Raw genomic sequence first — 24626 nt, forward strand, 5'->3', positions numbered from 1 at the left:
CGGCGTCCCGTGCGCCGCGCGGGCGCCTCGCGCCGGCCGCTCCTGAACCGTCGACGCGGCCCGTCAGCGCCGCGGCTCCCACCGGAACGACCGCATCGCCGCGACGCCCCCCACCACGGCCCACCCCACGCTCGGCAGCAGCAGCCACGGCAGCAGCCCCAGGTCGCCGCCGTCCCACGCCAGGGTCACCAGCTCCATCAGCCCGCCGCCCGGCAGCAGCCGCTTGACGGCGACGAGGTCGTCCGCACCCGTCAGCTGGAACCAGAACCCCACCCCGAGCGTCAGCAGGAAGAAGGGCATCGTCGTGTACTGCGCGTGCTCCGGCGACGTGGTGACGCCGGCCGTGGCGAGCGCCGCCCCGACGAACATCGCCTCCGCGATCAGCACGGCCACGACGAGCAGCCCGGCGTGCACCGGCGGTCTCTGCACCCCGAGCACCCCCAGCACGACGACGAGCTGCGCCACGCTCACCGCCACCACGGGCAGCACGAGCCCGGCGAGCAGCCCGCGGTCCGACACCGACCCCCCGCGCAGCCGCTTGAGGTACAGCGTCTGCCGGCGGGCGGCGAGCGTCGTCGTCACGGTGACGTAGACGCCCATGCCGACCATGCCGAGGATCTGCACGCCGGCGAGCACGCCGGCGCTGTCGGCCCCGTCGAGCACGAGCAGCAGGGCTCCGAAGGCGAGCGGCACGAGCACGGCGCACGCGGCGACCGTGCGGTTGCGCACGATCATGCGCAGCTCGGCGACGCCGATCGCGAGCACGGCGTTCACGGGTCGCCCGGTCGTCGGGCGGGGAGGGGCGGTGGCGGTCGAGGTGGTCACGAGAGGTCCTTCCGGTGGGGTGTGCAGGAGGCGCGGGTCGGCCCGAGCGGGCCGGTCACGCGTGGCTCAGCGAGCGGAACACGTCGTCGAGCCCCGACTCGTGCGCGCTGAGGCGCTCGAGCTCGTGCCCGGCGTCGGTCGCCCAGGCGAGCAGGGCGGCGACGTCGCGCTGCGGGTCGGCGGTCTCGACGACGACCAGCCCGTTCTCGGTGCGGGCGACGGGCAGCGGCAGGTCGTCGAGCGGCCCCGGGGCGACGAAGCGCACGGTCGTGGTCGACCCCGCGGTGAGGTCGGCCACGGTGCCCTCGCGGCGGAGCGTGCCCCGGTGCATCAGGCCGATGCGGTCGGCGTGCTGCTGGGCCTCCTCGAGGTAGTGGGTGGTCAGGAGGAAGGTGACGCCCGCCTCCCGCAGCTCCGTCACGACGGCCCAGAGCCGGTCGCGGGCCTCCGGGTCGAGGCCGGTCGTGGGCTCGTCGAGGAAGACCAGCTCGGGCGTGCCCCAGATCGCCCCGGCGAAGTCGACGCGGCGCTTCTCGCCGCCCGACAGCTGGAGCACGCGCGCGTCGGCGCGGTGGTCGATGCCCACCCGGGCGAGCACGGCGTCGACGTCGTCGGCCCGGCCCGACACGGCGCCCGAGAGGGCGACGCTCTCGCGCACGGTGAGCTCGCCGGCCAGGCCGGAGTCCTGCAGCATCAGGCCCACGCGGGGCCGGGTGCGGGCGCGGTCGGCGGGGTCGCCGCCGAGCACCTCGACGCGGCCCGTGGTGGGGCGCCGGTGCCCCTCGAGCACCTCGAGCGTGGTCGTCTTGCCCGCGCCGTTCGTGCCGAGCAGGGCGTACAGCTCTCCGCGGCGCACGGTGAGGTCGAGGTCGGAGACGGCGACGTGCCCGTCGTAGGAGCAGCCCAGGCCGGAGGCGCGGATCACGTCGTCCGTCGCCGGCGGGGCCGGTCGTGTGGTGTCGGTCATGACCACGACGATCCCCGGTGCGGGCGTCGGGGCCCAGTGTCGCCGGGGCACGAGTCGACGTGACACTTGTCACGTCGAGTCGTGACGGGAGGCGGGTCCGGCCCGCGGGCGCGGCCGTTACCGTGGGGGGATGGACCTCCCGGGCGTGACCGCCGACCGACCTGCCGAGCCCGTCGGGCCCGCAGTGCGGCCGGGGCCCGTCGAGCCGGCGCGCCCCGGCGACGGGACCACCGCCTCCCCCCTGGCCCGGATGCGGCGCTACACCACCCTCTCGTTCTCGGGCATGGTCGCCGTGCTGACGGGAGTGCTCGTGCTCGTGACGGCGACCGCGACGCGCTCGCCCGCGGCGGTCGCGGCCGCCCTGCTCGTCGGGGCGCTCGTGACGGTGCTGTCGCTGTCGTGGGAGCACGGCCCGCCCCGGTCGCTGGCGATCGTCGCCCTCGTGCTCGCGGAGGCCGCCTGGTGCGTCTCGCTCGCCCTCGGCACGAGCGCGTGGGGAGCGCTGCCCGTCGCCGTCGCCGTGGCCGTCGTCGCCACGACGCCTCGGTCGGGGGCGCCGCGGGGCAGCGCTCCGCGCGGCTGGCCCTGGCTCGTGGGCGGCGTGCTCGCCGTGGCCGCGCCCCCCGTGATGGCCGGGGCCCTGGGCGAGCTGCCCGCCGCCGCGGTGGCGCCGGTGACGACGAGCGCGGTCGTGTTCGTCGTGGCCGCGTGGAGCGCCTACCGCCTCAACCGCTACCAGTTCGCGCTGTACCTCGAGATCGACGCGGCGCGCGCGACGGAGGCCGAGCTCGCCGTGCTGCGCGAGCGCTACCGGTTCTCGACCGACCTGCACGACATCCAGGGCCAGGCCCTGCACGTCGGCCGGCTGCAGCTGCAGCTCGCCGACAAGACGCTCGACCGCGACGTCGAGGCCGCCCGGGGCCACCTGAGGGAGGCCGAGCAGCTGATCGCCCAGACGATCGCCGAGACGCGGCGGCTGGCCTACGGCGAGCGGACGGTGACCCTCGCGGGCGAGGTGGCCAACTCGGCCGAGCTCATCCGGGCCGCGGGCATCGAGCTGCGGGTCGACGGCGCCGTGCCGGCGGCCCAGCCGCTGGACGACCTGCTCGGGCTGGTCGTGCGGGAGGCGACGACGAACCTGCTGCGGCACGCGCAGGCCGAGCACGTGGTGATCGAGCTGGCTCCCGGTGCGGTCTCGGTGGTCAACGACGGCGCCGCGCCGAGCGGCCGGGGCCTAAGCGGCCTGGCCCGGCTCGGCGACCGCTTCGCCGCGGCCGGGGGAGTGCTCGAGACGTCGCAGCACGGCGGCACGTTCCGCACCGCGGCGCGGGCGGCGCCGTGATCCGCGTGGTGCTCGCCGACGACGAGACGCTGCTGCGCACCGCGCTCGCCGCGCTGCTCGACCTCAGCGACGAGATCGAGGTCGTCGCCCGGGCCCAGGACGGCCTCGAGGCGGTCGCCCTGGTCGAGCGGCACCGGCCCGACGTGGTGCTGCTCGACCTCGAGATGCCCGGGCTCGACGGCGTCGACGCGGCCACCCGCATCCTCGCCGCGCGCCCCGACCAGGCCGTCGTGCTGCTCACCCGCCACGGCCGGCCGGGGGTGCTGAAGCGGGCGCTGTCGGCCGGGGTGCGGGGGTTCCTGCTCAAGTCGGTCGACCCCGACGAGCTGGTGCGCGTCGTGGTGCACGTGCACGGCGGCCGCCGCTGGATCGACGCCGACATCTCGGCCGCGGCCATGATGGACGACTGCCCGCTGACCGCACGCGAGCTCGACGCGCTGCGCCTCACCGCCGAGGGGTGGTCGGTGCGCGAGATCAGCACGCGACTCCACCTGGCCTCCGGCACCGTCCGCAACTACCTGTCGTCGGCGATGTCGAAGACGGGCAGCAGCTCGCGGCACGCGGCCGCCCGGGTCGCCCGCGAGCGCAGCTGGCTCTGAGGAGTCGCGGCGGGCGCCCCGACGCGGGGCCGGTCGGCCACCGTGGTCAGCGCTGCGAGCCCTCGACGTCGGCGTGGCCGACGCGCTCGCCGGCGGTGGCCATGTGCGCCCGCATCGCCTCGAGGGCGGCGTCGGGGTCACGGCGCGAGATCGCCTCGAAGACGGCGAGGTGCTCGCGGTAGGCGACCTGGGCCTGGCTGCGCTCGCTGAGGCCGCGCTCGACCCAGAGGCGCAGCAGCGAGCGGGTGCTCTGCAGCAGGTCGCGCAGCACGACGTTGTCGGCGCTCACCGCGATCTGGAGGTGGAACCGCAGGTCGGCCTGGAGGAACGCGTCGAGGTCGTCGAGGCTGTCGCGCATCGTGTCGACGAACCCGCGGAGCGCCTCGACCGCCTCGTCGTCGACGCGCTGGGCGGCGTAGGTCGCGGCCTGGATCTCGAGCCCGCTGCGCACCTCGATCAGCTCGCGGGTGCGCGCGGCGTTGAGCATCATGCCCCAGCTGAGGGTGGTCGGCAGCAGCTCGGACGTGGTGTCGCGCAGGTACGTGCCCGAGCCCGGCCGGACCGAGACGATGCCGAGGATCTCGAGCGCCGCGAGGGCCTCGCGCACCGCCGAGCGCCCGACGCCGAGCTGCTCGGCCAGCTGACGCTCCGGGGGGAGGCGCGACCCTGGGACGAGATCGCCGACGGTCAGCAGCGCGATCAGCTGCTTCACGACCTCGCCGACGGCGGTGCCCTTCGGCACGAGCTCGAGCTCGAGCCGCAGGCTCGTGGGGTCGTCGTCGGGGTAGGCAGGCACGGCCCCGAGCTTACTGAGCGGCCCGGCGCGGCTGCTGGCGACCCTCCCGCGGGTGCTCGTCGGGTGCACCGACTGGTCAACCGGTTGACAAGTCGGCCGTGACGGGGGCAGCATGGACACCACGCCGCCGAGCCCACGGTCGGCCCGAACGATGACGTTGAGCACGAAGGAGTCGATGTGGACACCACCGCCCGAGCGACGGAGGCCATGAGCCCCGTCGAGAAGTCCGCGATCAGGAAGGTCGCGATCCGGCTGGTGCCGTTCGTCGCGTTGATGTTCTTCATCAACTACCTCGACCGCACCGCGATCGGCTTCGCCGCCCCGAACGGCATGGAGAGCGACCTCGCCCTGTCGGCCGCTCAGTTCGGCTTCGCGTCGGGCGTCTTCTTCATCGGCTACATCCTGCTCGAGGTGCCCTCGAACCTCGCCCTGCACAAGTTCGGCGCCCGCAAGTGGCTCGCTCGGATCATGGTCACCTGGGGCGTCGTCGCGCTGCTCTTCACCTGGGTGCAGAACTTCGAGCAGCTCGTCGTGCTGCGCTTCCTGCTCGGCGTCATGGAGGCCGGCTTCTTCCCCGGCGCCATCCTCTTCCTCAGCCTGTGGGTGCCGGCGCGGCACCGCAGCAAGATCCTCGCCCTGTTCTACCTGGCGCAGCCCCTGACCACCGTGATCGGCGCCCCGCTCGCCGGCTGGCTGATCAGCCACGACGGTGCGTTCTTCGGCCTCGAGGGCTGGCGCTTCATGTTCCTCGGCGTCTCCGTGCCGGCGATCGTGATCGGCGTCGTGGCGTGGTTCTACCTCAAGGACAGGCCCTCCGACGCGAAGTGGCTCACCCGGGAGGAGCAGGTCTGGCTGACCGGCGCCCTGCAGAAGGAGGCGGCGACCAAGACCGGCTCGACCGCCGGCGGGAAGCACCCCAGCATGTGGAAGGTCTTCGGCAACGGCCGGGTCTGGATGCTGAGCTTCATCTACTTCGGCTTCGTCTACGGCCTCTACGCGCTCGCCTTCTTCCTGCCGACGATCATCGGCGGGTTCCAGGAGCAGTACGGCACCGACTTCAGCATCACCGAGCGCGGCTTCATCACGGCCATCCCGTACGTGCCCGCCGCGATCGCGCTGTACTTCTGGTCGCGTGACGCCACGAAGCGCGGCCTCCGCACCTGGCACATCGCCCTGCCGGCGCTGGTCGGGGCGGTGAGCATCCCGCTCGCGCTGTTCGCCGGCTCGCCCGCCGCCACCATCGCGGTGATCGCGGTCACGGCCATGGCCATCTTCGCGGCGCTGCCCAACTTCTGGACCCTGCCCACGCAGTTCCTCACCGGCGTCGCGGCCGCCGCGGGCATCGCCCTGATCAACACGATCGGCAACCTCGCGGGCTTCAGCGCCCCGTACATCACCGGGGCGGTCACCGACTGGACGGGCAACTACGAGGTGCCCATGTTCATCGTCGGCGGCTTCATGCTCCTGTCGGCCGTGCTGATGGTCGTGCTGAGCCGGATGAAGAAGCCCGACGGCGCCGCGACGCCCGAGGAGGCCCGCGACCTGGCCGCCACCGCCGGTCTCGACTGAGGCCCGGCCGCCGCCGCGCGGCCCCTCGACCGCACGGGCCCGGGCGTCCCCCCTCCCCGGGCCCGTGCGCCCCACCCCACCGCCTCGCCGACCGTGCCGCCGCGGCCGCTCGACCCCCGCCTCCCTGGAGCTCCCATGACCCGCCTCTACAACGACCCGAGCGACTTCGCCGACGAGATGACCGACGGCTTCGTCGCCGCGAACCAGCGCTGGGTGCGCCGCGTGCACGGCGGCGTCGTCCGCGCCACGCGCTCGACGCCCGGCACCGTCGCGCTGGTCGTCGGCGGCGGCTCGGGCCACTACCCCGCCTTCGGCGGCCTGGTCGGCCAGGGCCTCGCCCACGGGGCCGCCCTCGGCAACCTCTTCGCCTCGCCCTCGTGGCAGCAGGTGCGCTCCGTGGCCCGCTCCGCCCACACCGGCGGGGGAGTGCTGCTGAGCTACGGCAACTACGCGGGCGACGTGCTCAACTTCGACGCGGCGCAGGCGAAGCTGGTCGCCGAGGGCATCGAGACCCGCACGGTGCGCGTCACCGACGACATCGCCAGCGCCCCCGCGGCGGAGGCCCACAAGCGCCGCGGCATCGCCGGCGACCTGACCGTCTTCAAGGTCGCCGCCGCCGCGGCCGAGGCGGGCTGGTCGCTCGACGAGGTCGTCCGCGTCGCCGAGACGGCCAACGCCCGCACCCGGAGCGTCGGCGTCGCCTTCACCGGCTGCTCGCTGCCCGGCGCTGACGAGCCCCTGTTCACCGTGCCCGAGGGGCGCATGGCGGTCGGCATGGGCATCCACGGCGAGCCCGGCATCGGCGAGGTCGACGTGCCGACCGCCGACGGCCTGGCCGCACTGCTCGTCGAGTCGCTGCTGGCCGACGCCGAGCGGCCCGAGGGCGTCGAGGAGGCGCGGGGCCAGCGGGTCGCCGTGCTCCTGAACGGCCTGGGCTCGGTCAAGTACGAAGAGCTGTTCGTCGTCTACGCGAAGGTCGACGCGCTGCTGCGCGAGGCCGGGGTCGAGATCGTCGAGCCGGAGGTCGGCGAGCTCGTCACGAGCTTCGACATGGCCGGCGCGTCGCTCACGCTGTTCTGGCTCGACGACGAGCTGGAGTCGCTCTGGGCGGCGCCCGCCGACGCCCCGGCGTACAAGAAGGGCTCCGTCGACGTCGCGGCGCGCGCCGACGACGCGGAGCTCGAGGCGCTCGTCGCCGCGCCCGTGCCGCCCGCGACGGCCGCGTCGCGCGAGGCGGCCGAGCTCGTGCTCGCCGCCCTCGAGGCGGTCCGGGCCACCGTCGAGCAGCACGCCGACGAGCTCGGCCGGATCGACGCGGTGGCCGGCGACGGCGACCACGGCATCGGGATGCTCCGTGGCGTGGGCGCCGCGGTCGCCGCGGCCCGCGAGGCGCTGCAGGCGGGGGCCGGCGCCGGCACCCTCCTCGACCGGGCCGGCGACGCCTGGTCCGACCGCGCCGGCGGCACCTCCGGCGCCCTGTGGGGCTCCGCGCTGGCGAGCCTCGGCGCAGCCGTCGGCGACGACGAGGCGCCGACGCGCACCTCCGTCGTGGCCGGAGTCGGCGGAGCGACCGAGGCGATCCTCGAGTTCGGCGCCGTCGTCGGCGACAAGACCATGGTCGACGTGCTCGTGCCCTTCGACGAGGCCCTCCGGGCCGAGGTCGAGCGGGGCGCCGACCTCGCGACGGCCTGGGCCCGGGCCTCGGGCGTCGCCCTCGCCGCCGCCGCCGCGACGGCCGACCTCCTGCCGCGCATGGGCCGCGCCCGCCCGCACGCCGAGAAGAGCCTCGGCACCCCCGACGCCGGCGCGACCTCGCTCGCGCTGATCACGGAGGCCGTCGGCCTCGTCGTCGCGAGCCGGCAGCGGGCCTGACCCGCGCCTCCTGCACGCCCCTTCCCCGCACCACCCCACGAAAGGCACCACCATGGCTGACCAGCTGCGCATCGTCGTCGGATCGGACGACGCCGGGTTCGACTACAAGGAGGTCCTCAAGGCGGACCTCGCGGCGAACGACGGCGTCGCCAGCGTGGTCGACGTCGGCGTCGGCTCCGACGGGCACACCGCCTACCCCCACGTCGCCGTCGACGCCGCCCGGATGGTGGCCTCGGGCGAGGCCGACCGCGCGATCCTGATCTGCGGCACGGGGCTCGGCGTCGCCATCGCGGCGAACAAGGTGCCCGGCGTCCGCGCCGTCACCGCCCACGACTCGTTCTCGGTCGAGCGGGCCGTCCTCTCGAACGACGCGCAGGTGCTGTGCATGGGCCAGCGGGTCGTCGGCGTCGAGCTGATGCGCCGCCTGGCGCGCGAGTACCTGACCTACCGCTTCGACACGACGAGCGCCTCGGCCGACAAGGTCGCGGCGATCTGCGGCTACGACGGCTCGGCCGAGCCCGTCGGGATCGACGCGCGGTCGTGACGGCCGACTCGCCGGCCTTCACGATCGGGGTCAGCTTGAAGACGTACCTCAGCCACGCGCGCACCGTGGCGTGGGCGACCGAGCTGGCCGAGGTCGCCCGACGCCACCCCGCGGTGCGCGACGGGGTCGTCGAGCTGTTCGTCGCGCCCACCTTCCCGGCGCTCGTGCCCGTGCGAGACGTGCTCGCCGGCACCGGCGTGCGCCTCGCCGCGCAGGACGTCTCGGCCACCGGCCCGGGGGCGTCCACCGGCGAGGTCAGCGCGGACGAGCTCGCCGAGATCGGCTGCTCGATCGCCGAGGTGGGGCACGCCGAGCGGCGCGCGCTCTTCCAGGAGGACGACGCGGTCGTCGCGGCCAAGACGGCCGCCGCGCTGCGGAACGGCCTCACGCCGCTGATCTGCGTCGGCGAGGACGACCGGGCGCCGGCCGCCGCCGCCGCGCGCGAGGTGAAGCGGCAGGTCGACGCGGCGCTGGCCGCCGTCGAGGACTCAGGACGCGTCGTCGTCGCGTACGAGCCGGTGTGGGCGATCGGGGCGGAGTCTCCTGCGTCGTCGACGCACATCGCCGCCGTGGTCGACGCGCTCGAGGCGCACCTCGCCGCGCTGCCCGGGCACGCCGACAGCCGCGTCATCTACGGCGGCAGCGCCGGGCCCGGCCTGCTCACCGAGCTCGGGGGGCAGGTGCGCGGCCTCTTCCTGGGGCGTCGCGCGCACGACGTGCCCGCCGTCGAGGGCGTCCTCGACGAGGCGCTGGCGCTGGCGGCGATCGCGCCGGTGGCGACGGCCGGGGCGGCCGCGGAGGTCGCCTCGTGATCGGCCTGAGCACCTACGCCTACTTCTGGCGCGGCAGCGAGCACGTGCCCGCGCCGATGAGCCTCGCCGACATGCTGCGCGACACCGCGGCGCAGGGCGTCCGGCTGTTCCAGATCTGCGACCACGCCCCGCTGGCCGCGTACGACGACGAGCAGCTCGCCGCCCTGCGTGCACTCGCCGACGAGCTCGGGCTCACGCTCCAGCTCGGCACCCGGGGCACCGACCCGGCCGTGCTGCGGAGCTGGCTGCGCCTCGCGGTCGCGCTCCGCGCCTCCCTCGTCCGCACGATGTGGACGGCCGGCGACGACCGTCCCGACGCCGTCGAGACGGAGCGTCGCCTGCGGGCCGTGCTGCCCGAGTACGAGGAGGCGGGGGTCACCCTCGGCCTCGAGACCTACGAACAGGTGGGATCCGCCGAGCTCGTGGCGGTCGTGCAGGCCGTCGGCAGCCCGCGGCTCGGCATCGTGCTCGACCCCGCGAACACCGTCGCGGCCCTCGAGCACCCCGCCGACGTGACCGCGCGGTGCCTGCCCTTCGTCGTCAACTGGCACGTCAAGGACTTCGCCTTCTCGCGGCAGGACGGCTGGGTCGGGTTCGCGCTCACCAGCACGCCCCTCGGGGAGGGCCGCCTCGACTACGACGGCATCCGTGCCGCGCTCGACGCGCGCGACGGCGGTACCAGCGACGTCGACGAGGTCGTCGAGCACTGGCTGCCCTGGCAGGGCGACCCCGAGACCACCACGCGGCTCGAAGCCGAGTGGACCACCCACACCATCTCTCAGCTGAGGAGCAAGAACAATGACTGACACCCTCGACACCACCGCCCCCGAGAGCACCGTCACCCACGCCGACGGCCAGGGCTCGCCCGACGTGACGGTCGCCGTCATCGGCGCCGGCGGCAAGATGGGCCAGCGCGTCTCGAACAACCTGGCCAAGAGCGCCTACACCGCCCTCTACAGCGAGGCGTCGCCCGCCGGCGTCGAGCTGATCGAGTCGCTCGGCCGCACCGTCACGCCGACCGACGTGGCCGTGGCCGACGCCGACGTGGTCATCCTGGCCGTGCCCGACGTCGTGCTCGGGAAGGTCTCCGAGCAGGTCGTGCCCGCGATGAAGTCGGGCGCGGTCATCCTCACCCTCGACCCCGCCGCGGCCTACGCCGGCCTGCTGGCCGACCGCGACGACATCCACTACGCCGTCGCGCACCCGTGCCACCCGTCGGTGTTCCTCGAGCGCACCACGAAGGAGGAGTGGGCCGACACGTTCGGCGGCGTGGCCGCCCCCCAGGAGGTCATCGCGGCCCTCGAGGGCGTCGACGAGGGCTCGCCCGTTCGCGAGCTGGCCACCCAGGTCATCTCGACGATCTACGCCCCCGTCATCGCGGTGCACTACGTGACCGTGAAGCAGCTCGCCGTCCTCGAGCCCACGCTCGTCGAGACGATCGCGTGCATGGTCGGCGCGTTCCTCAAGGAGGCGCTGGAGGAGACCGTCGACGGCGTCGGCGTGCCCTACGAGGCGGCCCGCGCCATGCTCTACGGCCACACCTGGATCGCGCTGACCAACGGCCTGCGCGGCTCGAACCCGTTCAGCGACGCCTGCCACATCGCCATGGACTACGGCCGCGAGTCGATCGTGAAGGACGACTGGAAGAAGATCTTCGACGACAGCGAGCTCGACTCCGTCATCGCGCGCATGCTGAAGATCGACGCCGTGCAGCGCTGAGGGCGACCTGCGCCACGCTGGTGAGCGGGGCGTGGAGGAGGCGGTGGCGGCGTCGGCGACGCGGCCACCGCCTCCTCTCGTGCGTGCCGGGCACCCCTCGCCGGGTGCCCCGTCGCCGGGTGCCCCGCGGCGGGTCGGCTCGGGTCAGCTGGGGTCGGCTCGGGTCAGCTCGGCATGGTCGGGGCGGCCTGCTCGTCGTCGAGGGCCTCCTCGCCGGCCTCCTCGTCGGCCGCGGCCTGCGGGTCGGTGCCGGTCTCGCCCTGCCGCTCGCGGAGGACGTCGTCCTTCGCCGCGTCGCCCTCGCCGGCGTGGTCGTGCTCGACCTGCTCGGCCAGGCCACGGGTCTTCTCGGCGTCGGTGGCCTCGTCGGCACCGTCCATGATGGGTCGGGTCATCTTCTCGTCGCTCATGGTCGGAGGGTACCTCCCGACGCCGTGCGGGCGGGGGCCCGCGTCCAGGCAGCCTCGGCGGGGCCGGCCGCACCCGGCCGCGGAGCCGTGCGGGCCCGCGCCGATCGGCCTACCGTCGCCCGCATGATCAGGGAACTCTGGCTCCTCCGGCACGGCGAGAGCACCGCCAACGTCGCCGCCACCGCCGCCGAGCAGGCCGGCTCCGAGACCATCGACGTCGAGCAGCGCGACGCCGACGTGCCGCTCAGCGAGCGCGGCGTCGAGCAGGCCCGGGCGCTCACGGGCTGGCTCGCCGAGCACGGGCTCGACGCCTCGACGGTGGGCGCCGCCTCCCCGGGCGGCGACGGGGGCTCGTCCGCCACGTCGTTCTGGTGCTCGCCCTACCTCCGGGCCCGGCAGACCATCGGCACCGCGCTCGACGAGGCCGGGCTCGCCCCGGTGGTGCGGGTCGACGAGCGCCTCCGCGACCGCGAGCTCGGCGTCCTCGACCTGCTCACCCGGCGCGGCGTCGCGGCCCGGCACCCCGACGAGGAGGCGCGGCGCGAGCGGCTGGGCAAGTTCTACCACCGGCCTCCCGGCGGCGAGTCGTGGGCGGACGTCGCCCTGCGGGTCCGGTCGCTGCTGCGCGACCTCGACGAGCTGCCCGGCGACCGGGTCGTCGTGACCGCCCACGACGCCGTCGTCATGCTCTTCCTCTACGTCTGCACCGGCCTGAGCGAGGCCGACCTGCTCGAGTTCGCCCGGTCGAACACCGTCACCAACGCCTCCGTCACGCGGCTCTCCCGCGCCGACGGCGACGCGTGGTGGACCCTCGACGCCTTCGCCGACGTCGCCCACCTCGACCGCGGCGACGCCCCGGTCACGACCCACGGAGGAGACCGTGATGTCCAGCCCCGATGAGATCGTCGTCACCCCCGACCTGCTCCGCGGGTGGGAGCTCCCGTCCGCCGGCGCCGGCAAGTACTCGCGCGGCCAGGTCGTCGTGGTCGGCGGCGCGGCCCGCACCCCGGGCGCGGCCATGCTCGGCGCGTGGGCCGCGCTCCGGGTCGGGGCGGGCCGCCTGACGCTCGCCGTCGCCGGGTCCGTCGCCCCGCACGTGGCCGTGGCCCTGCCGGAGGCGGGGGTCGTGCCCCTGGGGGAGACCGACGGCGGCCACGTGGTCGGCTCGTCGCTCGCCCGGGCCTCGAGCGACCTGGAGGGCGCCGACGCCGTGCTCGCCGGGTCGGGGCTCGACGACGCGGACGAGGCGGAGGCCCTGGTGCGACTCCTGCCCGACCTCGTCGGCGGCGACGCCGTCGTCGTGCTCGACGCGTTCGCGCTGGGGGTGCTGCCGCGGTGCGGCGACGCGGTAGACCCGCTCCGCGGGCGCCTCGTGCTGACGCCGAACCCGAGCGAGGCCGGCCGGCTGCTCGGGCGCGACGTCGACGACCTGCCGAGCGACCTCCTCGAGATCGCCCGGCGCTGGGGCGCCGTCGTGGCGTGCCAGAGCTTCGTCGCCTCCGACGACGGACGGCTGTGGCGGTCGGGCGCGGGGCACCCGGGGCTCGGCACGTCGGGCAGCGGCGACGTGCTCGCCGGAGCGGTCGCGGGGCTCGCGGCCCGCGGGGCGACCCCGGCACAGGCGGCGGTGTGGGCGACCCACGCGCACGCGACGGCCGGTGACCGGCTGTCGGTGGGGGTCGGGCCGATGGGGTTCCTCGCGAGCGAGCTGCTCGACGAGCTGCCGCGCGTGCTGGTCGAGGTGGGGGCGTAGCTGGCGCTCACGGCTACGGCGTCGGTGGCGGTAGCGCCTAGGCGTCGACGCGCGGGCGCGTCTCGGCGGCGACGGACGTCGCGGGAGCAGCCTCCGCTCGTCCGGACTCCTCGCGGGTCGGGGTCGACGACGGCTCGAACCGGTCCTTGAGGCGCAGCGCGGGCTGCTCGACGAAGCGGTGCGACAGCCAGGCGGTCGTCACGGCCGCGGCGATGACGGCCACGGTGCCGAGCGCACCGGGCACGACCGGCTCGATGAGGGCGATGAACACGACGTGCCAGAGGTAGAGCGGGTACGACAGCGCCCGGCCGAACCAGGCGACCGGCCCGAGCGACAGCACCCGCGCCGGCAGGGTCGGGCGGCAGGCGAGACCGCCGATGAGCAGGGCCGAGGCCACCGCGACGCCGGGCAGCATCACCGTGAACGTCGTGACCTGCTGCTGCCAGCCGCTGCCGATGACGGCCAGCGAGCCGACGACGCCGACGAGGCCGGCCCAGGTCGCGACCGTGCCGAACCGGCCCTGGAACGCCGCACGGCCGCGGTCGGAGCCCAGCACCAGCGCCAGGGCACAGCCGAGCAGCAACGGGGCCACGTTCAGGACCGGACTGAAGTAGATGTCGGGGGTGGCGCCTCCGGCGGGGGCGTCGAAGAGGACGCCCGAGGCGACCACCGACGCGACCACGAGGGCCGCGAGCACGGCCACGGCGACGCGACGCGCGGCCTTCAGCGCGAAGAGCAGCATGAGGAGCGGGGGCCAGACGAGGTAGAACTGCTCCTCCATCGAGAGGCTCCACATGGGGGAGAAGACGCCCTGCGACTCGCCGAGGAAGGAGCGGGCCACGTTGCCGGTGTACGTGACCGCCACCAGGCCGGCGCCGAGGGCGCTCATCGTCGAGCCCTGGTAGTCGCCGATCAGCCACCAGAGGGCGAGGCCGACCACGACCACCGCGAGCAGGGTCGGGTAGAGGCGGAGGACACGGCGCAGCCAGAACCGGCCGAGGCGGATGCGCCCGGTGCGGGCCCGCTCGCCGACCAACAGGGTCGTGATCAGGTAGCCGCTGAGCACGAAGAAGACGTTGACCCCGACGAATCCGCTGCCGAAGCCGGGCACGTGCAGGTGGTAGAGCACCACGAAGGCGATCGCGACCGTCCGCAGACCGTCGAGCGGCAGGACGCGGTCACGGCGCGTCGATGTCGTCGGGGGAGCGAGGGGCATCGGACCAGTGTGGACCGGAAGGCTTGGGAACGCCCGGACGGGGCTCGGTCGGCGTCACGAGCGCCGGGGCGTCCTGGGCCTCGCGGGCGTCGGGGCGCCGGGCGTTCTCGCGCCTCCCGCGTCGACGGCTCAGGAGGGAGCCGCCGCCCGGGCCGTCTCCGCCCCCGCCGGGCGGCTCGCCCCTGATCCCTCGACGCCGACGGCCCGCCGCCCGGAGAGGACTCCGGTCGGCGGGCCGTCGTTCGGTCGAGCGACCCGCTAGCGCGACCCCGCCGGGCTCTTCTCCGCCCGCTCCGCGCCCGCGCCGGCCGGGGGCCGGCCGTGCGACACGCGCCGCGGCAGCGCGAACACGAGCAGGAAGGCCACGACCGCGAACGCCGCGCTGACCCCCATGGCCGCCGCCGCCGCGTCGGTGAAGCCGGTCGCCCGGCCCGCCGCCGTGGCGAGCTCACGCCCACCGGGGAGCGACCCGAACAGCACGCTGCCGATGATGGCGATGCCCACGGCCGAGCCGATCCGCTGGATGGCCGAGATGACGGCGCTCGCCGAGCCAGCGTCCTGCGGGTCGACGGTCGCGACGATGAACTGCACGTTCGGCGCGATGAAGAAGCCGTTGCCGAGCCCCGCGATCAGCAGCGGCGCGAGCAGCAGCCAGTTGGTGAGGTCGGCGGCCTCGGTGTTCATCAGCACGAGCCACATCCAGATGAGGCCGATCGCGACGAGCGCCGTGCCCAGCACCAGCACGTTGCGACCGAGCTTCTGGGCGATCTGGTTGCTCTGCGACGACGAGATGATGCTGCCGACCGCGAACGGGATGGCGACGGCGCCCGACGCGAGTGCGCTGTTGCCGAGGCCCGACTGCCACAGCAGCGAGATCGTGAAGAAGATGCTGGTGAACGCCGCGAAGTACACGAGGGCGAGCACGACGCCGCCGGTGAAGGACGGGTGCGCGAACAGCTTCGGGGGCACGAGGGGGGTGCGGCCGCGCTTCGTGTACGCGACCTCCCAGGCGCCGAAGGCGGCGAGCAGCAGCACGCCCGTGGCGATGGTCAGGTAGGTCCACAGCGGCCAGCCCTCGTCCTGGCCCTGGATGAGGGGGACGAGCAGCGCGACGAACGCGGCCGAGACGAGCACCAGGCCGATCCAGTCGAGGCCCTTGTCGGGGCGGGGCAGCGACTCGTCGCGCTTCGGCAGCAGGACGGCCGCGGCGATCAGCGTCGCGACGCCGAAGGGCAGGTTGACGAAGAACACGAGGCGCCAGCCGTTCTCGTCGCCGAACGCCTGGATGATGAGCCCGCCGATGATCGGCCCGAGGGCCGACGAGACGCCGATGACGGCGCCCATGATGGCGAACGCCTTGCCGCGCGACCGGCCGGGGAAGAGCAGCTGGATGAACGCGGTGACGGCCGGCACGAAGATGCCGCCCGCGAGGCCCTGCACGACGCGGAACACGACGAGCTGGACGTCGCTCGTCGCCACGCCGCAGGCGAGGCTGGCGAGCGTGAACAGCAGCACGCCGGTGAAGTAGACCCACTTGTGGCCGATCCGGTCGCCGATGCGGCCGGCGGGGATGAGCGTGAGCCCGAACGCCAGCGCGTAGCCCGAGATGATCCACGACAGGGTCGACTCCGAGGCGTCGAGCGAGGTGCGGATGGTCGGCAGGGCGACGTTCACGATCGTGGTGTCGAGCAGGGCGATGAACATGCCCAGCAGGAGAGCCACGAGGGCGAACCAGGCGTGACGAGGCACGGCGGGTGCGGCGCCGGGGCGGGCGGGTGCGTCGGTCATGGGGGCCTTCCGTGCCGCAGGGGCGGCGATGAGTGTGCCCGGCGCGGAGCGCGCAGCGGGCGGAGCAGGGGCGTCGTGGTCGACGGTGAGGGGGGAGTCGCGGGTCAGCCCGACGAGGGCGTGCCGGTCAGTGCGTGCCTGGCCCCCGCCTCCTCGTCCGCGACGATGTCGGGCAGGGCGCCGATCAGCGTGTCGTGCCAGCTGATCTCGGCGCGGAGGCGGTGCTCGCGGTGCGAGAGGGCGTGCTTCTCGGCGACGGACAGCCAGGGATCGGCGCGTCGACGGTGGTCGGCGGACTCGGCGAGGAGCCGCTCGAGCTCGGCGCGACGGCGCCGGACGGTCGCGGGCAGCTCGTCGACCCGGTCGGGGTCGACGCGGGTCAGGGCGAGGTCGAAGGGGTCGGGGCGCAGGACGATCTCGTCCTGCGCGTGTCGACGGGACGCGTCGAGGGCGGCGCGGCCCGCGTCGGTGATGCCGTAGACCTGACGTTCGGGGAAGGACCCCTCGCGCTCGGTGCGGACCGGGGCGAGCAGCCCCTCGGCAGCCAGTCTCTTGATGGCGCCGTACAGGCCGCCGACCGAGACGTCGGTCCAGAAGTGCACGTGCTCCTGCTCGGCCTGCAGCCGGAGCTGGTGGCCGTGCATGTCTCCGTGGCGCGCGAACGAGTCGAGCACGAAGAGACGGATGGAGGACACGAGGCGCTACTCTCGCACGACTAGTCGCCCAGGGTCAACTTTTCTGCAGAGACTGCACCGAGTCGCGGTCGACGACCTTGGTCGCGATGCCGCGCACCACGTCGGAGAGCCGCTCGTCGGCGTCGAGGAGCGACCGTGCGGCCTCGCGCGTGAGGCCGGCGAAGCAGTCGCCGATCGTGACGCCGTGGGCGGGGCGCGACACCACGGTGAGCGGATCGCCGGCCGCCGCGGGGCCCGACTTCACGACCCGCAGGTAGGCGCCCGGGCGGCCCTCGGCCTGGAAACGCGCCACCCACCGCGGCTCGCGGAGCCGACGCTGGAAGGTCGCGCACGGGGTGCGGGGCATGGTGACCTCGAGGAGGAGGCCGTCGCCGACGGCCCAGCGCTCGCCGAGGACGGCTCCGGTCACGTCGAGCCCCGAGGTGCGCAGGTTCTCGCCGAACAGGCCGGGCGTGACCTCGTAGCCGAGCAGGTCGCCGAAGTGGAGCGCGTCCTCGTCGGCGTAGGCGTAGACGGCCTTGTCGGGGCCGCCGTGGTGCTTGCGGCTGGCCTGGACGTCGCCCCAGACGCCGAGCGGCTTGACGGGCACGGGCACGTCGAGGGGGCGCTTGTCGATCGCGGTCACGCCGACGCTGCCGGAGTCGGGGAGGAGGCGGTCGACGCGGCAGACGGCGGTGAGGAGGGGCACGGAGCCATGGTGCCCGGTCGCGGCGGCGACGACAAGCGGCGGGGCGGCGCGCGCGGTGGTCGACGCTTCAGGTCGCGTCGCCGTGGCCCGGCCCCGCGACGCACGAGACGCGTCCTGCACCTGAAAGCTCGACGCGACGCGACGACGCACGCGGGCCGCAGCCTCCGCTCGGCCGTGGGCCTCAGCCCTGGCTGTTCAGCGACCCTGTCGGGATCCGGTCGCGGTCGTACGTGATCTCCGTGAAGCCGTGCGCGGCGGGGGCGCCGTCGGGCCCGATGTTGACGAAGACCATCTTGTCGATGGTGAGGATGCTCTGACGGGTGACCATGTTGCGCACCTCGGCCCGCATGGTCAGGGACGTCCTGCCGAAGGCGGTCGCGCGGAGGCCCATCTCGACGAGGTCGCCCTGCGCGGCGCTCGACACGAAGTTGATCTCGGAGATGTACTTCGTCACGACGCGGCCGTTGCCCAGCTGGAGGATCGCGTAGATCGCCGCCTCCTCGTCGATCCAGCGCAGCAGGCTGCCGCCGAACAGGGTGCCGTTCGCGTTGAGGTCCTCGGGGCGGACCCACTTGCGGGTGCGGAAGTTGATCTCGTCGGTCGTCTCCGTGGGCGACGCGAGGGGGTCGGGCGCGCCGGGGGTGATGGCGTCGGTCACGATGGTCTCCTTCGGGTGGGCCGGTCGGCTCGCCCAGAGAGCCTAGGGCGACGCTGCCGTGCCCGCCCGCGCCGGGTTCGTCGCGCCGGGTCGCCCGCGCACCCCTGGAGCCGGGCCCGGGGAGGCGGGTCCCAGGATCGGCGGCCGTCCCGGGCCCTGGCGCTGGCCGGTGCTCGGCAGCCTGTCGCGCGCACGAGCGGCGGCGCGCGGGGATGGACGGCGGGGCAGGCGCCACGCGCGGTGCCGGGCGCCCCGTGCCGACGGAGGCACGGGGCGTGAGCCGTCCCGAGGCGGGCGACGGCGTCGACCACCTCGGCGGTGGAGCGCGACGGCCGCCTCGACGGCGGCCAGGACCTGGGCCCAGTCGTGCCGGACGACCGCGTAGCTGAGGTGCATCGGGATCCTGCCCGCGACGTAGCCACGGAGGTCCTTGACCGCGTCGCGGTCGAAGCGCTGGGCGTGCCACCGGCGACCGTCGGTCTCGATGCCGAGGACGCCCTCCACGACGAGGTCGGTGCGCTCGCCGAAGCCGTTCGGCACCTGGGAGGTGACGTGGAAGCCCGCCTGACGCAGGCGGACCCGCACGACGCTCTCGAGGATGCTCTCGCTCGACGCGTCCACCCAGTCGACGACGCCGCGGGCGTCCGCGGGCAGCCGGGCGGCGATGTCACGGAGGTCGCGCGACGTGATGCGCTCTCCGTGGAGCGCCCAGTCCAGGAGGGCCACGGCGATCTCGAAGGACTCCTCGAGCACCGCCCTCACGAGGGCGTCCCGCACGTCGACCATCGAGACTCCACCGCGGCTCCTGACGTCGCCGTCGTCGTAGACCACCCGGCTCGACCTGCGGTGGCGCAGGCGCGAGGCATGGGGAGGGACCGACACCGTGACGAGCGGCGGTCGCTCCCACATCCAGGCCCCCAGCTCGAAGAGGGCGGACCCGCCCGTCAGGCGTCCTCCCACGCTGACCGCCACGACTCGTGCGTCGCCCCGGGGGAGGTTCGTGTACCAGCCGAGCCGGGGGCGGTGCAGGTCGCCCGACCTCACCGCCCGTGTGAGGTCGCGGTCGGTCGCGCCGGCTCGGCGCAGCTGCCGCCGGGTGGCGAACCCGCCGGCGGCCTCGATCGCCTCGACGACGTCTGCTGTGTGCATCCGCCCACGGTCGTCGAGCGACGAGCGGCGGTGGCGACGAGCAGCCGGCGCTGGGGACGATCCGCGCGGAGCGACGGCGGGGGAGGGCGCGGCGCACGCCGCTCGGCACACAGCGGACGACGCACCCCGCTCGGCACACAGCGGACGGCGCGCGGCGCACGGCGCCGGTCGACGGATCAGGTCGTCGTGGCGGCGGGCTGGCCCCCCGGGCCTCGGGCTGCACGCCCGTCCTGACTGCTCGACGCGTCGCCCCGCCGGCCCTCCGCGGGAGCAGCGCGCGTCGTCCGCCCCAGCACCAGGGTCGTCGGCAGTTCGTGCACCTCCGGCGGCGCCGTGCTCCGCGGGCCCGTCGCGAGGGCGACCGCCGCCTCCGCCGCGAGCCACGCGAGCTCGGCGACCGGCTGCGACACGGTCGTCAGCCCGGCGTCCACGGCCCGTCGCTGCCCGTCGAACCCCACGATCGACACGTCGCCGGGCACGTCCACGCCGAGTCGCTCGAGCGACGCCAGCACGCTGAGGGCGAGGTCGTCGTCCTCGGCCAGCAGCGCGACCGGCAGCGGACCCGTCAGGAGGCGGGCCGCGGCTTCGTCGCCCAGCCCCGACCCCGCCGCGAGCTCGAGGAGGCTCCGCTCCGACGCGGCGACTCCTGCGGCGTCCAGCTCCGCGGCCCATCCCGCCTCCCGCTCGTGGGCGCTCCAGCGGAAGTCGCGGTCGGGCGCGGCACGCAGGTAGACGAAGCGCCGGTGGCCGAGGCCGAGCAGGAGCCGTGTCGCCGTCCGGCCGGCGGCGAGGTCGTCGATGCCGACGCTGGGGTGCCCGGCGACGCGCTGGCTGAGGTAGACCACGGGCATGTCGAGGGCGGTCAGCGTGGCCTGTTCGGCGTCCGACAGGGCGAAGGAGGCGACGATCACCGCGTCGGCGTTGCGTCGCGCCGGGAGGGCCGCGAAGAACGCCTCGCGCTCGGTGCGGTCGTGCACCCGGTAGAGGAGGAGGTCGAGGCCCGCGGCGCGGAGCACGTCGTAGATGCCGTCGAGGATGCTGCCGCTGAACCAGTCGGTCAAGGGCGCCCCGATCAGCACGGCGACGCGGCGCACCTTGCCCGTGGCGAGGCTCGAGGCCGTCCGGGAGACCACGAACCCGAGCCGCTCGGCAGCGTCGGCGACCGCCCGGCGGGTCTCGTTCCGCACCTTCGGCGACCCCCGCAGGGCGCGCGACACCGTCGCCACCGACACGCCCGCCGCGAGGGCCACGTCGTCCATGGTGGGCACCCGCGGGGACGGCGGGGCGGTGTTGCTCGTCTCGTCGGCCATGGTTCCTCCTCGGTCGGTGCAAGCGCTTGCACACATGATCTCACCACCGCCGCAGGTGATGCCGAAGCCAGGCTCCCTACACCCTCAATGGGGAAGGGGCTCATCCTGCCGCGCGGTCGCTGCTCGTCTTGACGATGATCGGGCACCGTTCCTAGGCTGTGCAAGCGCGGTCACCGACGTCCGCGCACGTCGGCGGCCGTGTGCGGCGGCGCGCGCTGCGCGCCGTTCGCCGCCCGCCGCCGCGTCGAGCGTTCAGGAGGCACCGGCCGCCGGCCCGCGCGCCCCGGGCGGGGCGCCGCCCGCCCCTGAGAGCTCGACCCGCCCGCCAGCACCCCCCGCCACGACCACCCCGAGGAGCCCCATGACCGACACGGACGCCACCCCCACCGAGGTCCCCGTCGCCGACGCCGACTGGTGGCGCCAGGCCACCGTCTACCAGGTGTACCCGCGCAGCTTCGCCGACTCCGACGGCGACGGCCTCGGCGACATCGCCGGCGTGACCTCGCGCGTGCCGTACCTGGCGCAGCTCGGGGTCGACGCGATCTGGCTGAGCCCGTTCTACCCGTCCGAGCTCGCCGACGGCGGCTACGACGTCGCCGACTACCGCGACGTCGACCCCCGGCTCGGCACCCTGGCCGACTTCGACGACATGGTGGCGGCCGCGCACGGAGCCGGCCTCAAGGTCATCGTCGACATCGTGCCGAACCACACGTCCGACCAGCACGTCTGGTTCCGCGAGGCCCTCGCGTCCGAGCCCGGCAGCCCCGCCCGCGCCCGCTACGTCTTCCGCGACGGGCTGGACGGCGGCGCCACCCCGCCGTCGACCTGGCCGTCGAACTTCGGCGGCAGCGCCTGGACGCGGCTCACCCGCCCCGACGGCACTCCCGAGCAGTGGTACCTGCACCTGTTCGCGCCCGAGCAGCCCGACCTCGACTGGAGCAACCCCGAGGTCCGCGACGACTTCAAGCGCACCCTGCGCTTCTGGTCCGACCGGGGCGTGGACGGCTTCCGCGTCGACGTCGCGCACGGTCTCGCCAAGGACCTCGTCGAGCCCCTCCGCGACGCCAACCCGAAGGACTTCGGCCTGCCCACCGACGGCAGCGACCCCCTCTACGACCGAGACGAGGTCCACGAGATCTTCCAGGAGTGGCGCGAGGTGCTCAACGAGTACGACCCGCCCCGCACCGCGGTCGCCGAGGCCTGGGTCGCCCGCGAGCGCGTCTCGCTCTACGCGCGCCCGACCGAGCTCGGCCAGGCCTTCAACTTCGAGCTGACCCGGGCCGAGTTCGACCCCGCCGAGTTCCGGACCATCATCGAGTCGAACCTCGAGCTCGCGGCCGAGAGCGGCGCCTCCAGCACCTGGGTCCTGTCGAACCACGACGTGGTGCGCCACGCGACGCGCTACGGCCTGCCGGCGACGACCGACGGCGACGCCTACCTCCTGTCGGGCGGCACGTCGCCCGAGCTCGACCGCACCACGGGCCTCCGTCGCGCCCGCGCCGCGTCCATGCTCATGCTCGCCCTGCCCGGCTCGGCCTACGTCTACCAGGGCGAGGAGCTCGGCCTGTTCGAGGTCGCCGACATCCCCGACGACCAGCTGCAGGACCCGGTCTGGATCCGCACCGAGCACGGCCTCAAGGGTCGCGACGGCTGCCGCGTCCCGCTCCCGTGGGACACCTCGTCGCCCGCGTTCGGCTTCGGCACGCACGAGCCGCACCTGCCCCAGCCGGCCTGGTTCGCCGACTCGGCCGTCTCGGTCGAGGAGGGCGACGCCGACTCGACCCTGTCGCTCTACCGGCGTGCCCTGGCGCTCCGTCACCAGCTGCAGCGCGGCGAGGACCTCACCTGGGTCGACGACGCCACCGCGGTCGTGCACTTCGCGCGCCACGACGGCTGGCACTCGGTGACGAACTTCTCGACGGAGGCGGTGGCCCTGCCCGAGGGCGAGGTCCTGCTGTCGAGCGGTCCGGTCGAGACGCCGGCCGGAGGCGCGGCGCAGCTGCCGGGGGAGACCACGGTCTGGCTCCGCGTCCGCTGAGCACCACGACGGCCCCGACGACAACTGTCGTCGGGGCCGTCGTGCGCCCGGGTCCGTCGCCCTCGCCGGGCGCGGCGGGCGCCACGTGGCGCCCTGCCGTGGTGAGAGGAGACGCGGATCGCCGTTGACCCGCGCCTCGTGCCGCAGGAGGTGCGGCCCCCTGCGACGACGGACACTCTGCCACCGCGGGCACCCCCCGGACGGGGTCGTGACCTGATCGATAGATTGACGCATGACCAGCGTCGCCGTGACCGTCCTGCCCGCCGCCTCGACCGGGGCCGACGCCTGGGGCGCCGAGCCCGCCCGGCGGGCCCTCGAGGAGTCGGGGGCCCGGGAGGTGCCGCTCGGCGACGACACCCGGATGATCGTCGTCGCGGGCTCGATCGACCAGGGCGAGCTGCGCCGGGCGATCGACGAGCACCCCGGCGTCGCCGTCGTGCAGCTGCCGAGCGCAGGGGTGGACGCCCACGTCGAGACGATGCGGGCCACCCGGCGGGAGGGGCTCGTCTTCACGAGCGCCAAGGGCGCCTACAGCGCCCCGGTCGCGGAGCACGCGCTGGCCCTGGTGCTGGCGACGCTGCGCTCCCTGCAGATCAGGGCCCGCGCCTCCTCGTGGGAGTCCGAGCAGCGCGGCGTCTCGCTGAACGGGGCGCACGTCGTCATCGTCGGCGCGGGCGGCATCGGCACCGAGCTGCTGCGGCTGCTGCAGCCCTTCGACGTCGGGGTGACGATGGTGGTGCGCACCGCGCGCGAGGTCGACGGGGCGGAGCGCACGGTGACGACCGACCAGCTCGACGACGTGCTGCCCGACGCGGACGTGGTCGTGGTCGCGGCCGCCCTGACCGAGGGCACGACCCGGCTCGTGGGCCGACGACAGCTCGAGCTGATGCGCGACACGGCCGTGCTGGTCAACATCGCCCGGGGAGCGCTCGTCGACACCGACGCGCTCGTGGAGGCGCTCGCCGAGGGCCGGATCGGCGGCGCGGGGCTCGACGTGGTCGACCCCGAGCCGCTGCCGGACGGGCACCCGCTGTGGAGCGAGCCGCGGGCGCTGGTCACGCCGCACCAGGCCAACACGGAGGAGATGACCGCGCCGCTGTTCCAGGCGCGGGTGCGGGCGAACGTCGAGGCGCTCGAGAGCGGCGGCGCCCCGGAGGGGGTCGTCGACGTCGACGCCGGGTACTGAGCGGCGAGGCGTGCAGTCGTCGGCCCGGGCGGCTCACGTCGAGCGATCAGGAGCGAGCGGCCGATCCGGGGGAGGATCGTCGCGCAGGAGCTGCGCGCTCCTGAACGCTCGACACCTCGACGAGCCCGGCCGACAGGGAGGACGCCCGTGCCCCACGACCCCGACGCCGACCTGCTCGTCGAGGCGGTCGCGGCCGTGCACCGCGAGCTCGCCGCCCTGCCCGTGGTCCGCGGTCTGCTCGCGACGCGGCTGGTCGACGCCGGCACGTCGCCCGTCAGGGTCGCGGCCCGAGTCGGCGTGCGCCGCGTCGTCGTGCGGTCGTGGCTCGCCGCTTGGGCGTCGTCGACCGAGGGGCAGCGCCGTGCGGCCGACGCGTTCCCGGTCGTGCTGACGGCGGGGGAGGAGGTCGAGCAGCTGCGGGAGCTGCAGGGGGCGACGCGACGACTGACGGCCGAGCGGGCCGGGCTGGCGCTCGCCGCCGTCGAGGACGGCGCGACGGTCGCCGACCTCGCGGGGGCGACGGGCGCGACGGAGGGGCAGGTCGGTCGATGGCTCAGGAGCGAGGCGCCCGGCCGGCGCTGAGCCGCGACGAGACGACGCCGCGCCCTGAACGCTCGACGCCGAGCCCGGCGGCCCCGATTCGCCCGCCGCCGCCGGGCGCCCAGCAGTCCGCAGCCGCGGCGGCGTACC

Annotated in this window: 24 protein-coding genes; 13 read left to right on the forward strand and 11 right to left on the reverse strand. The window is 74.8% G+C overall.

Going from position 1 to position 24626, the window contains the following annotated elements; translation table 11 throughout:
* Positions 1–63 precede the first annotated feature (63 nt).
* Both FHR77_RS01435 and FHR77_RS01440 read right to left on the reverse strand, forming a co-directional pair.
* Positions 64–825, reverse strand: coding sequence for an ABC transporter permease (locus FHR77_RS01435; RefSeq protein WP_208380385.1), 762 nt, complete (start codon positions 823–825; stop codon positions 64–66).
* Positions 826–880: 55 nt separating this feature from the next.
* Positions 881–1792 carry an ABC transporter ATP-binding protein gene (locus FHR77_RS01440; RefSeq protein WP_167258251.1) on the reverse strand — a complete coding sequence of 304 codons (912 nt, stop codon included), beginning with the start codon at positions 1790–1792 and terminating at the stop codon, positions 881–883.
* A 130-nt stretch (positions 1793–1922) separates the two neighbouring features.
* Between FHR77_RS01440 and FHR77_RS16515 the strand changes: the two genes are divergently transcribed.
* The gene (locus tag FHR77_RS16515; protein ID WP_167258253.1) at positions 1923–3134 is read left to right on the forward strand and encodes a histidine kinase; all 1212 of its coding nucleotides are present in this window, start codon (positions 1923–1925) and stop codon (positions 3132–3134) included.
* Positions 3131–3733 (forward strand): response regulator, encoded by a 603-nt coding sequence (locus FHR77_RS01450; RefSeq protein ID WP_167258255.1) that lies wholly within the window; start codon positions 3131–3133, stop codon positions 3731–3733. Before FHR77_RS16515 ends, FHR77_RS01450 begins: the two co-directional genes overlap by 4 nt.
* A 46-nt stretch (positions 3734–3779) precedes the next feature.
* On the opposite strand, the gene FHR77_RS01455 is transcribed toward FHR77_RS01450, so the two are convergent.
* Entirely contained in the window at positions 3780–4529 is a 750-nt protein-coding gene (locus FHR77_RS01455; RefSeq protein WP_341777175.1) for a FadR/GntR family transcriptional regulator, read from the reverse strand.
* Between the two features lie 207 nt (positions 4530–4736).
* Here FHR77_RS01455 and FHR77_RS01460 point away from each other — a divergent pair, with 207 nt between their 5' ends.
* From FHR77_RS01460 to FHR77_RS01485, 6 genes are all read left to right on the forward strand, one after another.
* Complete coding sequence (locus FHR77_RS01460; RefSeq protein WP_167259402.1) at positions 4737–6098, forward strand: MFS transporter; 1362 nt, start codon at positions 4737–4739, stop codon at positions 6096–6098.
* A 135-nt stretch (positions 6099–6233) separates the two neighbouring features.
* Complete coding sequence (locus tag FHR77_RS01465) at positions 6234–7970, forward strand: dihydroxyacetone kinase family protein (RefSeq protein WP_167258257.1); 1737 nt, start codon at positions 6234–6236, stop codon at positions 7968–7970.
* A 52-nt stretch (positions 7971–8022) separates the two neighbouring features.
* The gene (locus FHR77_RS01470) at positions 8023–8514 is read left to right on the forward strand and encodes a ribose-5-phosphate isomerase (RefSeq protein ID WP_056052650.1); all 492 of its coding nucleotides are present in this window, start codon (positions 8023–8025) and stop codon (positions 8512–8514) included.
* Positions 8511–9326: a triose-phosphate isomerase gene (locus tag FHR77_RS01475; RefSeq protein WP_167258259.1), complete on the forward strand. Its 816-nt coding sequence runs from the start codon at positions 8511–8513 to the stop codon at positions 9324–9326. Before FHR77_RS01470 ends, FHR77_RS01475 begins: the two co-directional genes overlap by 4 nt.
* Entirely contained in the window at positions 9323–10132 is an 810-nt protein-coding gene (locus FHR77_RS01480) for a sugar phosphate isomerase/epimerase family protein (RefSeq protein WP_341777176.1), read from the forward strand. The genes FHR77_RS01475 and FHR77_RS01480 overlap by 4 nt, the downstream gene beginning before the upstream one ends.
* A complete protein-coding gene (locus FHR77_RS01485; protein ID WP_167258261.1) occupies positions 10125–11045 on the forward strand; it encodes a phosphogluconate dehydrogenase C-terminal domain-containing protein in 921 nt (306 codons plus the stop codon). The genes FHR77_RS01480 and FHR77_RS01485 overlap by 8 nt, the downstream gene beginning before the upstream one ends.
* Positions 11046–11209: 164 nt before the next feature.
* Here FHR77_RS01485 and FHR77_RS01490 read toward each other — a convergent pair whose 3' ends face one another.
* Positions 11210–11455, reverse strand: coding sequence for a hypothetical protein (locus tag FHR77_RS01490; protein ID WP_056052658.1), 246 nt, complete (start codon positions 11453–11455; stop codon positions 11210–11212).
* Between the two features lie 123 nt (positions 11456–11578).
* Here FHR77_RS01490 and FHR77_RS01495 point away from each other — a divergent pair, with 123 nt between their 5' ends.
* Both FHR77_RS01495 and FHR77_RS01500 read left to right on the forward strand, forming a co-directional pair.
* Positions 11579–12355 carry a histidine phosphatase family protein gene (locus tag FHR77_RS01495; RefSeq protein WP_167258263.1) on the forward strand — a complete coding sequence of 259 codons (777 nt, stop codon included), beginning with the start codon at positions 11579–11581 and terminating at the stop codon, positions 12353–12355.
* Positions 12339–13208 carry an NAD(P)H-hydrate dehydratase gene (locus FHR77_RS01500; protein WP_167258265.1) on the forward strand — a complete coding sequence of 290 codons (870 nt, stop codon included), beginning with the start codon at positions 12339–12341 and terminating at the stop codon, positions 13206–13208. Before FHR77_RS01495 ends, FHR77_RS01500 begins: the two co-directional genes overlap by 17 nt.
* Before the next feature lie 37 nt (positions 13209–13245).
* Here FHR77_RS01500 and FHR77_RS01505 read toward each other — a convergent pair whose 3' ends face one another.
* From FHR77_RS01505 to FHR77_RS01535, 7 genes are all read right to left on the reverse strand, one after another.
* On the reverse strand, positions 13246–14424 hold the full coding sequence (locus FHR77_RS01505; RefSeq protein WP_167258267.1) for an acyltransferase family protein: 1179 nt from the start codon (positions 14422–14424) through the stop codon (positions 13246–13248).
* Between the two features lie 258 nt (positions 14425–14682).
* On the reverse strand, positions 14683–16212 hold the full coding sequence (locus FHR77_RS01510; RefSeq protein ID WP_167258268.1) for a DHA2 family efflux MFS transporter permease subunit: 1530 nt from the start codon (positions 16210–16212) through the stop codon (positions 14683–14685).
* 104 nt (positions 16213–16316) lie between these two features.
* Positions 16317–16907 carry a helix-turn-helix transcriptional regulator gene (locus tag FHR77_RS01515; protein ID WP_208380386.1) on the reverse strand — a complete coding sequence of 197 codons (591 nt, stop codon included), beginning with the start codon at positions 16905–16907 and terminating at the stop codon, positions 16317–16319.
* Between the two features lie 34 nt (positions 16908–16941).
* Positions 16942–17595 carry an MOSC domain-containing protein gene (locus FHR77_RS01520; protein ID WP_167258270.1) on the reverse strand — a complete coding sequence of 218 codons (654 nt, stop codon included), beginning with the start codon at positions 17593–17595 and terminating at the stop codon, positions 16942–16944.
* A gap of 181 nt (positions 17596–17776) precedes the next feature.
* A complete protein-coding gene (locus tag FHR77_RS01525; RefSeq protein WP_370543631.1) occupies positions 17777–18241 on the reverse strand; it encodes an acyl-CoA thioesterase in 465 nt (154 codons plus the stop codon).
* Between the two features lie 54 nt (positions 18242–18295).
* Complete coding sequence (locus FHR77_RS01530) at positions 18296–19402, reverse strand: type IV toxin-antitoxin system AbiEi family antitoxin domain-containing protein (protein ID WP_167258272.1); 1107 nt, start codon at positions 19400–19402, stop codon at positions 18296–18298.
* A 176-nt stretch (positions 19403–19578) separates the two neighbouring features.
* Positions 19579–20712: a LacI family DNA-binding transcriptional regulator gene (locus tag FHR77_RS01535; RefSeq protein WP_167258274.1), complete on the reverse strand. Its 1134-nt coding sequence runs from the start codon at positions 20710–20712 to the stop codon at positions 19579–19581.
* A 361-nt stretch (positions 20713–21073) separates the two neighbouring features.
* Between FHR77_RS01535 and FHR77_RS01540 the strand changes: the two genes are divergently transcribed.
* From FHR77_RS01540 to FHR77_RS01550, 3 genes are all read left to right on the forward strand, one after another.
* A complete protein-coding gene (locus tag FHR77_RS01540; protein ID WP_167258276.1) occupies positions 21074–22750 on the forward strand; it encodes a glycoside hydrolase family 13 protein in 1677 nt (558 codons plus the stop codon).
* 232 nt (positions 22751–22982) lie between these two features.
* Complete coding sequence (locus FHR77_RS01545; protein WP_208380387.1) at positions 22983–23936, forward strand: NAD(P)-dependent oxidoreductase; 954 nt, start codon at positions 22983–22985, stop codon at positions 23934–23936.
* Between the two features lie 147 nt (positions 23937–24083).
* On the forward strand, positions 24084–24518 hold the full coding sequence (locus tag FHR77_RS01550) for a hypothetical protein (protein WP_167258279.1): 435 nt from the start codon (positions 24084–24086) through the stop codon (positions 24516–24518).
* Positions 24519–24626 lie beyond the last annotated feature (108 nt).

The sequence above is a fragment of the Frigoribacterium endophyticum genome (assembly GCF_011759585.1).
Classification (GTDB): domain Bacteria; phylum Actinomycetota; class Actinomycetes; order Actinomycetales; family Microbacteriaceae; genus Frigoribacterium; species Frigoribacterium endophyticum.

Bases quoted from the DNA above. Each gene is read 5' to 3' on its own strand.
- FHR77_RS01440 (WP_167258251.1), bottom strand. From the start codon at position 1,792: ATGACCGACACCACACGACCGGCCCCGCCGGCGACGGACGACGTGATC.
- FHR77_RS01545 (WP_208380387.1), top strand. From the start codon at position 22,983: ATGACCAGCGTCGCCGTGACCGTCCTGCCCGCCGCCTCGACCGGGGCC.
- FHR77_RS01540 (WP_167258276.1), top strand. From the start codon at position 21,074: ATGACCGACACGGACGCCACCCCCACCGAGGTCCCCGTCGCCGACGCC.
- FHR77_RS01470 (WP_056052650.1), top strand. From the start codon at position 8,023: ATGGCTGACCAGCTGCGCATCGTCGTCGGATCGGACGACGCCGGGTTC.
- FHR77_RS01505 (WP_167258267.1), bottom strand. From the start codon at position 14,424: ATGCCCCTCGCTCCCCCGACGACATCGACGCGCCGTGACCGCGTCCTG.
- FHR77_RS01485 (WP_167258261.1), top strand. From the start codon at position 10,125: ATGACTGACACCCTCGACACCACCGCCCCCGAGAGCACCGTCACCCAC.
- FHR77_RS16515 (WP_167258253.1), top strand. From the start codon at position 1,923: ATGGACCTCCCGGGCGTGACCGCCGACCGACCTGCCGAGCCCGTCGGG.
- FHR77_RS01490 (WP_056052658.1), bottom strand. From the start codon at position 11,455: ATGAGCGACGAGAAGATGACCCGACCCATCATGGACGGTGCCGACGAG.
- FHR77_RS01500 (WP_167258265.1), top strand. From the start codon at position 12,339: ATGTCCAGCCCCGATGAGATCGTCGTCACCCCCGACCTGCTCCGCGGG.
- FHR77_RS01465 (WP_167258257.1), top strand. From the start codon at position 6,234: ATGACCCGCCTCTACAACGACCCGAGCGACTTCGCCGACGAGATGACC.
- FHR77_RS01510 (WP_167258268.1), bottom strand. From the start codon at position 16,212: ATGACCGACGCACCCGCCCGCCCCGGCGCCGCACCCGCCGTGCCTCGT.
- FHR77_RS01530 (WP_167258272.1), bottom strand. From the start codon at position 19,402: ATGCACACAGCAGACGTCGTCGAGGCGATCGAGGCCGCCGGCGGGTTC.
- FHR77_RS01535 (WP_167258274.1), bottom strand. From the start codon at position 20,712: ATGGCCGACGAGACGAGCAACACCGCCCCGCCGTCCCCGCGGGTGCCC.
- FHR77_RS01460 (WP_167259402.1), top strand. From the start codon at position 4,737: ATGAGCCCCGTCGAGAAGTCCGCGATCAGGAAGGTCGCGATCCGGCTG.
- FHR77_RS01495 (WP_167258263.1), top strand. From the start codon at position 11,579: ATGATCAGGGAACTCTGGCTCCTCCGGCACGGCGAGAGCACCGCCAAC.